We start from the raw sequence: 14,700 nt of genomic DNA, 5'->3' as shown, positions 1-14,700 counted from the left end.
ACGATATTGAAAATCCGGTGGCGACGCCTCACATGAGGCACAACATCTGGACACGCCGCGCCGCCCCGGTTCGAACCGAAAGGCGCGGTAATATTTTGAAGAACCGCACGATCAAGATCGTACGGTCGCCATTTCCGAAAGCAAGGAGCAGCAGATGGCCACTGTGAAAGTCGATACCTCCAATTTTCAGCAGGAAGTCCTGAACTCGGCCGAGCCGGTCGTCGTCGATTTCTGGGCGGAATGGTGCGGTCCGTGCAAGATGATCGCTCCGAGCCTTGAGGAGATCGCCACCGAGTTCGCTGGCAAGGTCAAGGTTGCCAAGCTCAACATCGACGAAAACCCCGAGCTCGCCGCTCAATACGGCGTACGCTCGATCCCGACGCTTGCCATGTTCAAGGCCGGCGAAGTGGCGGACATCAAGGTTGGCGCCGCTCCGAAGACCGCGTTGACTTCCTGGATTTCGACGGCCGCAGCTTGAACTGCCCAAATCTCGAGAAACATCGAAAAGCCCGGCTTGCCGGGCTTTTTTCTTGCCGTCAAAACGGAGCGCGCGGCCCCCGAAACGCCGCCTACCGCGGCGGCGTGCCGTTTTCGGCGAGCACGTCGCCGACGAGATAAAGCGATCCGCCGATCAGGATGCGCGGCGGAACCGGATCCTCGTCGACAAGCTCGGCAATGATCCCGAGCGCTTCGGCAACAGACGAGGTCGCGGTGGTCTCAAAGCCGACAAAGCCGGCATCCTCGGCCAGGGCGACCGGGTCCAGGCCGGAATCGGATCCGTGGATCGGCACAGTGAAAACCTGCTCCGCAAGATCGAGGAAGGCCCTGAAATAGCCGACCGGATCCTTGGTGTTGATCATGCCGATGATCAGAAACAGGGGCCGTGGCTCGCGCTCCTCGAAACTCGCCATCGCCTCGGCGATGACCTGACCGGCGCCGGGGTTGTGACCGCCGTCGACCCAGATCTCGGCGCCCGGCGGACCGTAATGCGCAAGCTTGCCGCCGGCGAGGCGCTGCAGGCGCCCGGGCCATTCGACGGTGGCCAGGCCCTTCTCGATCGCTGCCTCCGGCACATCGAAGCCGGCCGCCCTGACGGCGCGGATCGCTGCGGCGGCGTTGGCGTATTGGTGCCGACCGGGCAATCGCGGCAGCGGCAGATCCGCCAATCCGCGCTCGTCCTGGAAGACGAGCCTGCCAAACTCCTCATGCGCCATGAAATCCTGACCGTAGACGGATATCGGGCAACCGAGGCGCTCCGCGGTAGCGACGAGCACGTCGCGCACACCGTCTTCCTCCTGGTGACCGATCACCACCGGACAGCCGCGCTTCATGATGCCTGCCTTTTCGGCGGCGATCAGTTCCACCCGATCGCCGAGATAGGACTGGTGATCGAGCGAAATCGGCATGATGACGGAAACCGCCGGCCGGGTGATCACGTTCGTCGCGTCAAACCGGCCGCCAAGGCCGACCTCGATGATCGCGACGTCAGCGGGATGATCGGCAAAGAGCAGGAAGGTGACCGCGGTTAGGATTTCGAAGACCGTGATCTGTTGACCGGCATTGGCCTCAGCCACGCGCCGCACCGCATCGGCAAGCACGCGATCGCCAACCAGCGTACCCTTGCCACCCTTGGCGCCCAGCCGATAGCGCTCGTGCCAGTTCACGAGATGCGGCGACGTGTGGACGTGGACGCTGAGGCCTGCAGCCTCGAGGATCGCCCGGGAAAAGGCCGTGACAGAGCCTTTCCCGTTGGTGCCAGCGACATGGATGACGGGCGGCAACCGGTCCTGCGGGTTGTCAAGCGCCGCCAAAAGCCGGGTAATCCTGTCGAGCGACAGGTCGAACCCCTTGGGATGCAGGGCGAGAAGCTTTTCGATCTCCTGCGCCGCTTCGCTGACCTGCGTCGCCGTCATGTCAATCGCCTCGAAAAATCGTCCGCCGGGACGCACCACCGAAAGAGTATGAAGCGGCATCGCACCGGGATGCCAAGTCAACCGAAACCGAGCCGTGCGAGGTTTAGGCCCGCGCCGCAACCGGCAAGGCAGTCGCTTGCGATCCACTCTCGCGCTTGGCGGCTTCGACCGGTTTCTTCGTCAGGATCTTCAGTACACGTGCAAGGGTCGCCGGGAGGTCATGCCGTTTGACCACCATGTCGACCATGCCGTGCTCCAGCAGGTATTCGGACGTCTGGAAGCCCTCCGGCAACTTTTCGCGCAGGGTCTGCTCGATCACCCGTTTTCCGGCGAAGCCGATTTCCGCGCCAGGCTCTGCGATGTGGATGTCGCCGAGCATCGCGTAGGAAGCGGTCACGCCACCTGTCGTCGGGTTCGTCAGGACGACGATGTAGGGAAGCCCGGCTTCCTTGAGCATGTTCACCGCCACGGTCGTGCGCGGAAGCTGCATCAGTGACAGGATGCCTTCCTGCATGCGGGCGCCACCGGAGGCCGGAAAGATCACCAGCGGGCATTTTTCGGCGATCGCCCTCTCGAAGGCCTTCACGATCGCTTCGCCTGCCGCCATGCCGAGCGAGCCGCCGATAAAGTTGAACTCGTGGACGACGGCAACGAGCTTGACGCCCTGAACGAGGCCAAGGCCGGCGACGATCGTATCCTCAAGCTCGGTCTTCGCGCGGCTGTCGCGCAGGCGATCGGTGTACTTCTTCGAATCGCGGAACTTGAGCGGGTCCTGCGCAACCTTCGGCTGCGGCAGCGTCTCGTAGATCCCGCCGTCGAACAGATCCTTCAGCCGAGCTTTCGCCGGCATCTTCATATGGTATCCGGACTGCGGAATGACCCACTTGTTCTCTTCGAGATCGCGATGAAACACCATCTCGCCGGTTTCAGGGCACTTGATCCAGAGATTTTCCGGAACTTCCCTGCGGCCCAGCATCGAATTGATCTTCGGCCGAACGTAGTTTGTGATCCAGTTCACTTATAAACTCCTGAAGATTTCCTTCGGGTTGTGCGCGTTAATCTGGGCGATTATTCGGCTGCAGCGAGCCTTGCCGCCCGCACACCAGCCGAGAGGCCCTTGACCAGCGCTTCGACACCCGGCACCGTCGCATCGGTCGCACGTCCGTCTTCCGTGAGACTGGAGGCGATCTGATTGACGATCGCGGTGCCGACGACGACACCGTCGGCCGACGCGCCGATCGCCCGTGCGTGTTCGGCTGTCTTGACGCCGAAACCGACGCAGACGGGCAGCTCAGTGTGCGACTTGATCCGCTGAACGGCGCCCGCAATCAGCGAGGGATCCGGCAGAGCCGAACCGGTGATGCCGGTCATCGAGACGTAATACACGAAGCCAGACGTGTTTTCGAGCACCTTCGGCAAGCGACGGTCATCGGTCGTCGGCGTCGCCAGGCGAATGAAGTTGATATCCCTCTTCAGCGCGGGGATGCAGAGCTCGTCGTCCATCTCCGGCGGCAGGTCGACGACGATCAGGCCATCGATCCCTGCTTCCAGTGCATCGGTCAGGAAACGATCGACGCCATAGATGTAGATGGGATTGTAGTAGCCCATCAGCACGATGGGCGTGTGCTGGTCCTCTCCGCGGAAGCGGCGCGCAAGCTCAAGCGTCTTTGCAAGCGTCTGGCCACCCTTCAGCGAGCGTTGCCCCGCGAGCTGGATCGACGGCCCGTCGGCCATCGGGTCGGAAAAAGGCATGCCAAGTTCGATGACGTCGGCGCCCGCCTTGGGCAGCGCCTTCATGATCGCCAACGACGTGTCGAAATCCGGGTCGCCCCCCATGAAATAGGTGACGAGGACCGGGCGACCCTCCGCCGCTACGTCGGCAAACCTCTTCTCCATACGTGCGGTCATGATCGTTATTGCCCCATACCCAGAATTTTGCCGACCGTGAAAATGTCCTTGTCGCCGCGACCGGAGAGATTCATCAGGATGATCTCGTCCTTGCCCATCTTCGGAGCCCGCTTGATGACCTCGGCCAGCGCATGCGACGGTTCGAGCGCCGGAATAATGCCCTCGAGCTTCGTCAGGACCTGGAAGGCTTCAAGCGCCTCATGATCCATGATCGGGACATATTCGACGCGGCCGACATCGTTCAGCCAGGCGTGCTCCGGGCCGATGCCCGGATAGTCGAGACCGGCGGAGATGGAATGCCCTTCCTTGATCTGGCCGTCGCCGTCCTGAAGCAGATAGGTGCGGTTGCCGTGCAAGACGCCCGGCGAACCGGCCGTGATCGAGGCGCAATGCTCGTCGCCCTCAAGGCCCTTGCCGCCGGCCTCCACGCCGACAATCTTGACGCCTTCGTCGTCGAGGAACGGATGGAAGATGCCGATTGCGTTGGAGCCGCCGCCGACCGCCGCGATAACGAGATCGGGAAGCCGACCCTCCGCCGCGAGAATCTGTTCCTTGGCCTCCTGGCCGATGACCGACTGGAAGTCGCGGACCATTTCCGGGTAGGGATGCGGACCGGCGGCGGTGCCGATCAGGTAATAGGTGCTGTCGACGTTCGTCACCCAGTCGCGCAGCGCCTCGTTCATCGCATCCTTGAGCGTGCCGTGGCCGGCAGTCACCGGCTTCACTTCGGCGCCGAGGAGCTTCATGCGGAAGACGTTCGGCGCCTGACGCTCGACGTCGGTGGCGCCCATATAGACCACGCAAGGCAGGCCGAAGCGGGCGGCGACGGTCGCGGAAGCGACGCCATGCTGGCCGGCGCCGGTTTCGGCGATGATGCGCGTCTTGCCCATGCGCTTGGCGAGCAGGATCTGGCCGATGCAGTTGTTGATCTTGTGGGAGCCCGTGTGGTTCAGCTCCTCGCGCTTGAAATAGATCTTTGCGCCGCCGAGTTCGGCCGTCAGGCGCTCGGCGAAATAGAGCGGGCTCGGGCGGCCGATGTAATGCGCTCCAAGCTTGTCCAGGTCGGCCTTGAAGGCCGGATCAGACTTTGCCTTGTTCCACTCATCCTGAAGGTCGAGGATCAGCGGCATCAGCGTTTCGGCAACGAAACGGCCACCAAAGATACCGAAGCGGCCTTCCTCGTCGGGTCCGGCTCTGAAGGAGTTCAGTTTAGGCGCCTCGTTCACGTCTTGCTCCCTGCTCGTGCGCGCTCGTCATCCGCCCGGCGAACGGCATCAAAAAATGCTTCCATGAGCTCCAAATCCTTGACGCCCGGCGCGCTCTCGACGCCGGAGGATGTGTCGATGGCCCGTGCGCCGGTCAGCGCAAGGGCTTCGCCGATATTGTTTGCATTCAACCCACCGGAAAGCATGTAATCGACGCCGCCGTCAAGCGCGTCGAGCAGCCGCCAGTCGAACGAAACGCCATTGCCTCCCGGCAAGTCGGAACCCACCGGCGGCTTGGCATCGAAGAGGAAACGATCCGCAATGCCGACATAGGGTCCGACCCGGTCGAGGTCGGAACCTTCGCGGATCGACAAGGCTTTCATGACAGGAAGGCCGTAGACCGCCTTGACCGTCAGCACACGCTCCGGGCTCTCGGAACCGTGAAGCTGCAGGATATCCGGGTTGAGGGCTGAGACGATCTCATCGAGGTCGTCATTGCCGGCATCGACCGTGACGGCAACGATCTTCGCCCGCCCGCGGATGCGCGCGGCAAGACGGCCGGCGTCATCCGGTTCGATATTGCGCGGGCTTTTCGGAAAGAAGATGAAGCCGGTGTGCGATGCGCCAAGCGCCACAGCACGCTCCACAGCCTCCGCGGTCTTCAGCCCGCAAATCTTCACGTCAGTTTTCATGGGAAGCGACCTTGCACGAAATGTCGCCCGAGTCGAGCCAAAACGTTGCGTCCCTTACTGCATCATGCAGCACGGCGCTCCAGCGTCCTTGCACGTCCGATCTGACGAGACGCGCGGCGCTGCAAGTGCGGCCGGCGCAACGTTGCGGCGCGGCCAGCTTCTCACCAGATGCATTGTACCACAACGGCGAAGAAACCGTGCGTCTGCCGATCGCTCTCATGCTGCCCTACAGCGCCCGCGCGTCTTTTTCAGACGCGCTTTCAACCAGCGGCCGAAACCCGTAACGCAGCAGCAGGGCTGCGTCAGCCGAAATCGATCGCGTGCAGCATGGTGCCGTTGCGCTTCAGCCAGTGCTTGGCATCGCGGGTGTCCGGACACAGTTTTTCGCAAAGCGCCCAGAAGTCCGGCCCGTGGTTCATCTCCTGAAGATGGGCTACCTCGTGCGCCGCGAGATAAGCGATCACCTTTGGCGGCGCCATGGCGATGCGCCAGGAAAAGCTCAAGTCACCGTCGACGGAGCAGGACCCCCAACGGCTGCGGGTGTCCTTCAAACTCAAGGACCGCGCCCGGCGCCCAATCCTGCCGGTGTAAACCGCGACGAGACGCTCGAGGTCGTTGCGCGCCTCCTTCTTCAGGAAATCGGCGATGCGCCGGCGCAAATGCTCTTCTCCGCCGCTCACCCGCAAGACACTCTCCTCGCCGAGCACTATGGCCTCGGTCAGGCCGCGGATCCGGCCCGTTCTCTCGATGCGGTGAGCAACGCCGCGGATCAGGATGGAACCTCCTTCCTCGATTTCGCTTTCGCCGGAAAACCGCGCAAGCTTGGTCATCAGCCAGCCCTGATGACGGTTCAGGAAGGATTGAACTTCGCGCTCCGGCAGGCCTTCCGGGACGGTCAGCTTCAGTGCCCGGCCGCCCGGTTCGATGCGAAGCGTCATGCGCGTGGCGCGCGCATTCTGGCGGATGGTCAGCGGCAGGAGCTTGCCGGCGACCTCGATGTCGCGCGTGACATCGCCAGGGGTTCCATTGAGGCGGCGCCGCTTGAGAGAAGAGAACATGGCGCCTTTCTATCCGATTCGCGGACCAGTCGCATCAGAGGCCTAGACATCCGGCGTTTCACATGAAACGCCGGATCGCTGCTTTCGGCTCAGTTCGTCTCACCGGAGGACGGCGAGGGGCCGCCGTTCTTGCGTTCGCGCATGAAGCGGTCGAACTCCTCCTGGTCCTTGGCGCGGCGAAGTTCGCGCACATAGGCGTCGAATTCCTCGCGCATTTCGTCCAGTTTGCGGCGCTCTTCGTCGAGGCGGGCAAGCTCCGCTTCGCGCCAGTCGTCAAAAGCGACGTTGCCGGTGCGATGATGCGCCCAGTGCTGGCGGTGGTTGCGCCGGAAGCCGGCGCACATGCGATCCACACTGCCGTTGGCGTCCTTCTTGAACGCCCTCAGCTTTTCGCCGAAGAGGATATAAGCGAGCATTGCCAGGCCAAGCGGCCAGAACACAACGAAGCCGAGCACCATCAATGCAATGGTCGCGGGCGTCCAGTCCGGACGGATCAATGCAGATTGGTTCATCTTCACGATTCCTCGCAATCAGCGGGCCGCGACAATCGCGACCCGATGAAAACGATGTGGGAAAGGCCCGCCGTCACTGCAAGACTTTCCATGTCGGAATCGGACAAGATCTTGACTCTGCACGGGCAAAACGACCGCCTTCAATTGCCGAAAGCGGAGGCCGTTCCTGTCAGGCCGACTTTCCGCCCTTGATGAGCTGCTTGACCGGCCGTGCGCGACGCGAATGCTCGCGCTGGAAAGCGACGATGCGCGGCGCGATCTCGCGGCGGAAGCGCGATCCGTTGAAGACGCCGTAGTGGCCGACATCCGGCTGCATGTAGTGCTGACGCATATGTTCCGGGATGTTGGTGCAGATCGTCTGCGCGGCCTTCGTCTGGCCGACGCCGGAAATGTCGTCGTTCTCTCCCTCGACGGTCAGAAGCGCAACCTTGCGGATCGCCGATGGATCGACGGGCCGCCCGCGATGCATCATCTCGCCCTTCGGCAAGGCATGCTGCATGAACACGACCTGGACGGTCTGGAGGTAGAATTCCGCCGTCAGGTCCATGACCGCCAGATATTCGTCATAGAAGTCGCGATGTTTATCGGCGGCGTCACCGTCGTTCTTGACGAGGTGCGCGAAGAATTCCTTGTGGGCGATCAGGTGCCGATCAAGGTTCATCGACATGAAGCCGGAGAGCTGCAGGAAGCCCGGATAGACCATGCGCATGAAACCCGGCTGCGGCCACGGCACAGGCATGATGACATTGTCGCGGAACCATTCGATCGACCGCTCTTTCGCCAGCTGATTGACGGCCGTCGGATTGATGCGCGTGTCGATCGGCCCGCCCATCAGCGTCATCGACGCAGGTGCGAGCGGATCTTCCGCCGCTTCCATCAGCGCGGCCGCGGCCAGAACCGGCACCGCCGGCTGGCAGACGCCGATCACATGGGTATCGGGCCCGAGGAAGCGCAGCATCTGCATGACGTAGTCGATATAGTCGTCGAGATCGAACGTGCCTTCGGCGAGCGGCACCATCCGGGCGTCGATCCAGTCGGTGATGTAGATATCGGCATGCGGCAGCAGCGCTTCGACGGTGCCGCGCAGCAGCGTGGCGTAATGGCCGGACATCGGCGCGACCATCAGAACCTTGTGATCCGACGCTCTCCCTTTAGGAAGAGAACGCTCGAAGTGGATGAGATTGCAGAAAGGCGCGCGCCAGACGATCTTTTCGTGCACCGGCACCGGTTGCCCGTCGATGATCGTTTCGGGAAGGCCGAATTCCGGCTTGCCGTAACGCCGTGTGGCGCGCTCGAAAACCTCCAGTCCCGCCGCCGTCGCACGACCGAAATAGGTGTGCGAGACCGGATTCATGGGATTGTTGAAGGCGAGCCGCAGGGCGTCCGCGGCCGTGCGCCACGGCGCCATCATGGCGTGGTTCAATTCGTAGAGCTGGTAGAACATGGGACGCGTACCCCTTGTTTCAATCAATGACAACGCCGCTCCCAGTCGGACGCAAGCTTGCGATTGTTTGTCTTGGTGTCCGCAATCGCTGCCAGACTACCATGTTTCTTGTGCGGTGCAACAATATGCCCTTTCCGCTCCGGAACAAGATCTCTCAGTAAAATGTTACTGGATTTCCGACGCTGCGCCCGTTCCCTTGCGCGAGGCTGTTTCTCTTCTGCTGCATGATTTGAGGACAAAATCATGCAGTAATTCAAAGTGCTACCGCGACCCTTGCACGTCCGATTGGACACGCGGCGCTTTAGGAAAGCCGGGCAAGGCAATTGCTTAGCCGGAAATTCCGTAAAACCGGGCCGCCGTGCGTGAAAAGACATCCTCCCGCTCTGAGGACGTGAGGTGCGCCGTCAGCTCCTGCGCCGCAGCGAACCACGCGCCATAGTCGGCGTCGAGCAGCACCACCGGCCAGTCGCTGCCGAACATCACTCGGTCCGCGCCAAAGACATCGAGGAGATGCGCGGCGTAGGGTTTGAGCCTCTCGACCGACCATTGGCCGCCGGCCTCGGTCACAAGCCCCGAGAGCTTGACGTGGACATTGGGGCGACGGGCGAGCGCCGCCATGTCCGACCGCCACGGCTCCATCTTTCCGGCGGCGATAAAGGGTTTGGCACCATGGTCGACGACGATCGCAAGCTCGGGCACCTCATCGGCAAGGGCCGCGATGACCGGCAAATGCCGCGGCTGGATCAGCGCGTCGAACCGCAGGTCCAACTGCGGCAATGCCTGGAGCGTAACGATCGCCCGCGGCTGCAGGATCCAGGCGGTCTCCACAATGTCTTGCAGCATCGGTCGGATGCCCTTGAATTTCCGGCGGGCCTTGAGACGACTGATCTCTGAAACGGCATCGGCGGCCAGGATATTGACCCAACCGACGACGGCGGCGACCGTCTCCTCCCGTTCGGCGACGGACAACAGGAACTCGGTCTCCGTCACGTTCGGTGCTGCTTGGACGAGGACGGTTCGCGCAATTCCTGCCGCCGCGAGGCTAGATTTCAGGTCGTCCGGTCCGAAATCCCGGTAGATCGGCGCGAGATCCGGCCCCGGCCAGTTGTTATGGCCAAGGCCGAGCGTCCAATAATGCTGGTGAGCATCGATCAAGCTCATGCAGCACCCACCTTGATCACGGCCTTGACGAGGTCGGTCTTGTCGTGCGCCCAGCGCGGCAGATCGTTCACCGCCTCAGCGAGTGTCGTGCGATGGGTGATCAGCGCGTCGACTGGCACCAGGCCGTCACGGATCGACGCGACGACATGATCGAAATCCGCTCGTGTCGCATTGCGGCTGGCAACCAGCGTCATCTCGCGCTTATGGAATTCCGGATCGGAGAAGCGAATCTCGTCCTTGACGACGCTGACGAAGACCAGCGTTCCGCCATGGGCGACGTGCGCGAACGACCGTTCCATCGACGTTCCATTGCCGGTGGCATCGAAGACGACGTCAAAGCCATCGCCATCCGTCGCCCGCGCGACTGCATGTTCCGTGTCGCCGTCGGCAACGATGCGGTGCGAGAATCCGAGCCCGTCGCCGGCGAAGGCCAGTCGGTCCACGCTCGTGTCGAGAAGCGTCACGTCGTGCCCGGCAATGCGCGAGAAAATCGCCGTCCCGAGGCCGATCGGGCCGGCGCCGATGACCAGCGAACGCGCACCGGGCACTGCCTTCGACCGGCGCACGGCGTGGGCGCCGATTGCCAGGAACTCGACCGTAGCGGCGGCTTCGGGCGACAGATCCTGAGCCGGATAGAGATTTCCTTCCGGCATGACGATCTCCTCGCAGAAGGCACCGTCGGTGTGCACGCCGAGGACACGGATCGCCGTGCAGCAATTCGGCTTTCCGCTTCTGCAGGCCACACAGCTTCCGCAGGACAGATAGGGATTGACCACCACCAGCGTTCCGGATGCGATCGACGTTTCGGGTCCAGCCTCGATCACCTTCGCCGAGATTTCGTGTCCCATCACACGCGGATATTGCAGGAAGGGATGCTTGCCTTCGAAGATATGATAGTCGGTGCCGCAGATCCCGACGTGGCTGACGGCGAGGCGCAGCCAGCCGGCGGCCGGCGCCTCTGGCCGGCTGCGGTCGACGATTTCGAGGCGGCCCGGTTCCGGGCAGAGAATGGCTTTCATGCCATCAATCCTGGTCATCGCTCGCCCCGCCGGCGGAGCTGGTCGAAGTAGACGATGACGATGATGAGCAGCCCGGTGATGATGCGCTGCCAGAAGGAATTGACGTTCAAAAGATTGGCGCCGTTGTTGATCGTCGCCAGAATGAAGGCGCCGAGCAGCGGGCCGTGGACCGAACCGACGGCGCCGAACAGGCTCGTGCCGCCGATCACCGACGAGGCGATCGCCTGCAGTTCCCAGCCCTCTGCCTGCGTGGCGTTGCCGATGCCGATGCGCGAGGCAAGCAGGAGTCCGACAAAGGCGGCGCAGGTCGATGACAGTATATAGGCGAGATAGGTCGTGCGGTTGACGTTGACGCCGGAAAGGCGCGCCGCCTCGGCGTTCGAGCCGACGGCAAAGAGATATCGGCCGAAACGGCTCAAATGCAGGAAGATATAGGCCGGCACCGCGACGACGATCACCATCCAGAACAGGCTCGGCACACCGAGGAAATCGGCCCGCGAGAAATTGGTGAAAGCCTCGTTGGTGATCGATATCGTCGAGCCGTTGGTGATGAGCAGCCCGATGCCGCGCAGCGAGGTCAGGGTTGCCAGCGTGATGATGAAGGCCGGCAGCCCCATGCGGACGATGCCAAAGGCGTGGAAGGCGCCAATCAGGACGCCGATCGCCAAGGTGGCGATGAGGGCAAGCCACAGGGGAACCCCGGCGGCAAGCAGCCATGCGACGATGACGCTGGTGAAGCCGACCACCGCGCCAACCGAGAGATCGATGCCGGCGGTGATGATCACGAAGGTCTGGCCGACGGCGAGGATCGCCGTCATCGCGCCCTGGCGCAAGAGGTTGCTGATGTTGTTCGGCGTCCAGAAGCTGTTGGTCGCGAAGCCGAGGAGCAGCCAGAGGAAGAGCAGCAGCCCGACCAGCGTCAAGCCGAACAGGATGCTGATCCCCTTCCTCGGCGTCGGCCCCGCGCTGCTTTCAACCGTTTCCACACTCATGTCGTTCCTCCCTGCAGTCCCTTATGCCCTGTTGTCGCAATCACGCGCCGATCGCCTGCGCCAGCACTTCTTCATGGCTGGCCGTGCGGTAGCCGTGGCTTCCCACAAGCCGCCCCTGCCGGAACACATGGAGCCGGTCCGACAGTTCGTAGACCTCCGGCAGGTAGGACGAGATCAGGATGATACCCGCCCCCTTCTCCAAGAGCCGCGCGAAAAGCCGATAGATTTCGGCCTTGGTGCCGACATCGACGCCGACGGTCGGTTCATCGAAGATGAACAGCTTCGCCCCGTGGCTCAGCCACTTTCCGATGACGATCTTCTGCTGGTTGCCGCCGGACATGGCGGACGCCAGCACCCGGCGCGACGGCGTCTTGATCTTCAGATCCCTGATCTGGCGGTCGGCGTTCGCGGCCTCTGCGGCGCGGTTGATCGTCAGCCCGCGCGTCAGCTTGCGGAAAACCGGCAGGTTGATGTTGAGGCCGATCGGCAGATTGAGGCAGAGCCCCTGGTCACGGCGGCTCTCCGGCGCAAGGGCGATCCCGAGTTCCATCGCCTTTCGCTCGCTGTCGATCTCAACCTTGCTCCCCTGCCAGAAGACCTCTCCGGCACTCAGCCGATGGCGACCGTAAAGGCCGAGTGCAAATTCGCTGCGGCCGGCACCGATCAGGCCGTAGAGGCCGACGATCTCGCCGGCCTTGACCGTCAGCGATACGTCGGCAAAGCCCGGGCCGGAGAGTCCACGCGTTTCAACGAGCGTCTCGCCCGCGGTAAAATGTTCCTTGTGATAGATCTGTTCGATCGTGCGATTGATCATCAGCGCGATCAGCTCGGCCTCGTTCGTCTCGCCGGTCGCCCGCGTGCCGACATGGGTGCCGTCGCGCAGGACGGAGACCCGGTCGGCAAGCTCGAACACCTCCTCCAGGCGGTGGCTGATATAGACGATCGTGACACCTTCGCTCTGCAGCCGGCGAATGAGGCGGAACAGCTGCTCGGATTCCTGGCGCGTAAGATAGGCGGTCGGCTCGTCGAAGATCAGGAACTGGGTGCCGCGCATCGCCGCCCGCGCTGTCGCGACCAGTTGCTGCTGGCCGATCGTCAGGCTGCCGAGGACCGCGCCCGCGGGCAGATTGAAACCGAGATCGTCGAGCACCCCTTGGGCCGCATCGGTCATGGCGCGCTTGCGCATCAGGCCGCGCCTGTTCATCTCGTCGCCGAGGAACATATTGGCCGCGACGCTCAGGTGCGGGCAGAGCACGACTTCCTGATGGACGGCGTTGATGCCTCGCGAAATCGCCTCGTTGGGGTTCGCGAGTTGAACCGGCTCGCCGCACCAGAGGATTTCGCCGGCGGTTCGGGTTATCACGCCTGTCAGCAGTTTGATCAGCGTCGACTTGCCGGCGCCGTTTTCGCCGACGATCGCGTGCACCTCGCCGGAGAGGAATGTCATGGTTGCCGGCTTCAGTGCTTCGACGGCGCCATAGTTCTTGCGCAGGCTGTGCAGTTCGAGGATCGGTTCACCCTTGGGAACGGGGTGGCCGGCGGGCGTTCTGAGCTCGTGTCGATGGCCGACCTCTTGAAGTCCAATCATGAATGCCTCCTCCTCGGCAGCGCCTTCCGTCAAAGGCGATTCGCCGCTGCAACAGCTGTCCGCGCATAACCCCGAAAATCGCTTCCCGGGGTTATGCGCCAACCCGGATGGCGACGGCGTCCCCTCGTATCGGCCGTCGCCTTTGTCATGCCTCCCGGGTCTAGTTTACCTTCGGGTTCAACAGCGCATCGATTTTCGGCTCGGCCATGTTGGCCTTGGTGACGAGGTTCGCGCCGGTATCGACGTTCGCTTCGACCTTCTCGCCTTTCGAAACCGCCAGCGCCGTCTTCACGCCATCATAACCCATGCGATAGGGGTCCTGCACGACGAGACCCGCAAGTACGCCCTCCTTGAGGAAGCCGACGGTTTTTTCGTCGCTGTCGAAGCCGATCACCTTGATCTTGTCGCCGAGTTTGTTTTCGGCGATTGCCTGGCCGACGCCCTGCGCCATGATCAGGTTGGAGGCGAAGACGCCGACGAGATTCGGGTTGGCGGTGATCAGGTCAGTCATCATGTTGAGACCGGTCGTAGCCTGACCATCGGCATATTTGTCGGCAACGACCTTGAAGCCCGGATACTTGGTCTTGACTTGGTCGAGGAAGCCGTCGCGGCGCTGGTCGAGCGAGCCGACACCGGGCAGGCTGGTGATGATGGCGATTTCGCCTTCCTCCTTGCCGGTCGCCTCCTTGATTGCCGCGGCGAGCCCATCGGCGGCGATACGGCCGCCCTGGACGTTGTCTGTTGTCAGGAACGAGGTGAAGGCCTTCGAATCAGCCGCCGAGTCGATGCCGATGATCGGAACCGATTTTGCTGCCTCGTCGATCGGCTTGCCGAGCGCCTTGAACTCGGTCGGCGAGATCACGACCGCGGCCGGCGAGCCGGCGACGGCGTTTTCGAGAATGCTGATCTGGCCGTTGATGTCCGATTCAGACTGGGCGCCAAGTTCCGGCACATTCACGCCGAGGTCCTTACCGGCGGCGCGCGCACCCGCAAGAACGATCTGCCAATAGAAGGAAGTGGTGTCCTTCACGATGATCGGGATCGTGACGTCCTGGGCGAATGACGCGACCGGCGCCATCGTTGCAAGGAAGGCGGCACCAGCCAGTGCCGTGAAGGCACGGCGGGATAGAATGTGTTTTGTGATGTTCATCGGGTTCTCCTCTCAACTACACCTGTTCCGTTATCGAATGCGATCCGCAAGGTGCACA

General features: G+C 62.7%; 14 protein-coding genes. 1 reads left to right on the top strand and 13 read right to left on the bottom strand.

Annotated elements, in window-relative coordinates:
- Window positions 1–154 precede the first annotated feature (154 nt).
- Window positions 155–478, top strand: a complete 324-nt coding sequence (trxA, locus tag QN222_RS16235) for a thioredoxin (RefSeq protein WP_180939563.1) — start codon at window positions 155–157, stop codon at window positions 476–478.
- A 91-nt stretch (window positions 479–569) separates the two neighbouring features.
- Here the strand turns inward: trxA and QN222_RS16230 are convergent, their stop codons facing one another.
- The 13 genes from QN222_RS16230 to QN222_RS16170 all read right to left on the bottom strand — a co-directional run bounded on the left by QN222_RS16230 (window position 570) and on the right by QN222_RS16170 (window position 14,642).
- Window positions 570–1,913, bottom strand: coding sequence for a folylpolyglutamate synthase/dihydrofolate synthase family protein (locus tag QN222_RS16230; RefSeq protein ID WP_283960631.1), 1,344 nt, complete (start codon window positions 1,911–1,913; stop codon window positions 570–572).
- A 103-nt stretch (window positions 1,914–2,016) separates the two neighbouring features.
- Entirely contained in the window at window positions 2,017–2,931 is a 915-nt protein-coding gene (gene accD / locus QN222_RS16225) for an acetyl-CoA carboxylase, carboxyltransferase subunit beta (protein ID WP_180939561.1), read from the bottom strand.
- A gap of 50 nt (window positions 2,932–2,981) precedes the next feature.
- Complete coding sequence (trpA, locus tag QN222_RS16220) at window positions 2,982–3,821, bottom strand: tryptophan synthase subunit alpha (RefSeq protein WP_283960630.1); 840 nt, start codon at window positions 3,819–3,821, stop codon at window positions 2,982–2,984.
- 5 nt (window positions 3,822–3,826) lie between these two features.
- Window positions 3,827–5,047 (bottom strand): tryptophan synthase subunit beta, encoded by a 1,221-nt coding sequence (gene trpB, locus QN222_RS16215; protein WP_283960629.1) that lies wholly within the window; start codon window positions 5,045–5,047, stop codon window positions 3,827–3,829.
- The gene (locus QN222_RS16210) at window positions 5,044–5,718 is read right to left on the bottom strand and encodes a phosphoribosylanthranilate isomerase (protein WP_283960628.1); all 675 of its coding nucleotides are present in this window, start codon (window positions 5,716–5,718) and stop codon (window positions 5,044–5,046) included. The genes trpB and QN222_RS16210 overlap by 4 nt, the downstream gene beginning before the upstream one ends.
- Window positions 5,719–6,020: 302 nt before the next feature.
- The gene (locus QN222_RS16205; protein WP_283960627.1) at window positions 6,021–6,776 is read right to left on the bottom strand and encodes a SprT family zinc-dependent metalloprotease; all 756 of its coding nucleotides are present in this window, start codon (window positions 6,774–6,776) and stop codon (window positions 6,021–6,023) included.
- Window positions 6,777–6,865: 89 nt separating this feature from the next.
- Complete coding sequence (locus QN222_RS16200; RefSeq protein WP_283960626.1) at window positions 6,866–7,288, bottom strand: DUF2852 domain-containing protein; 423 nt, start codon at window positions 7,286–7,288, stop codon at window positions 6,866–6,868.
- A gap of 169 nt (window positions 7,289–7,457) precedes the next feature.
- Window positions 7,458–8,732, bottom strand: a complete 1,275-nt coding sequence (phaZ, locus tag QN222_RS16195) for a polyhydroxyalkanoate depolymerase (protein WP_283960625.1) — start codon at window positions 8,730–8,732, stop codon at window positions 7,458–7,460.
- A gap of 327 nt (window positions 8,733–9,059) precedes the next feature.
- Complete coding sequence (locus QN222_RS16190; RefSeq protein WP_283960624.1) at window positions 9,060–9,893, bottom strand: amidohydrolase; 834 nt, start codon at window positions 9,891–9,893, stop codon at window positions 9,060–9,062.
- Window positions 9,890–10,912 carry a zinc-binding alcohol dehydrogenase family protein gene (locus QN222_RS16185; RefSeq protein ID WP_283960667.1) on the bottom strand — a complete coding sequence of 341 codons (1,023 nt, stop codon included), beginning with the start codon at window positions 10,910–10,912 and terminating at the stop codon, window positions 9,890–9,892. Before QN222_RS16185 ends, QN222_RS16190 begins: the two co-directional genes overlap by 4 nt.
- Window positions 10,913–10,926: 14 nt before the next feature.
- Complete coding sequence (locus tag QN222_RS16180) at window positions 10,927–11,904, bottom strand: ABC transporter permease (RefSeq protein ID WP_283960623.1); 978 nt, start codon at window positions 11,902–11,904, stop codon at window positions 10,927–10,929.
- Between the two features lie 40 nt (window positions 11,905–11,944).
- On the bottom strand, window positions 11,945–13,492 hold the full coding sequence (locus QN222_RS16175; protein ID WP_283960622.1) for a sugar ABC transporter ATP-binding protein: 1,548 nt from the start codon (window positions 13,490–13,492) through the stop codon (window positions 11,945–11,947).
- Window positions 13,493–13,652: 160 nt separating this feature from the next.
- The gene (locus QN222_RS16170) at window positions 13,653–14,642 is read right to left on the bottom strand and encodes an ABC transporter substrate-binding protein (protein WP_283960621.1); all 990 of its coding nucleotides are present in this window, start codon (window positions 14,640–14,642) and stop codon (window positions 13,653–13,655) included.
- Window positions 14,643–14,700 lie beyond the last annotated feature (58 nt).

Source organism: Sinorhizobium sp. 6-70 (assembly GCF_030124375.1).
Taxonomy (GTDB): Bacteria; Pseudomonadota; Alphaproteobacteria; order Rhizobiales; family Rhizobiaceae; genus Sinorhizobium.
Note: the sequence above shows the minus strand (reverse complement) of the source record. Positions and strands in the feature narration are given on the sequence as shown.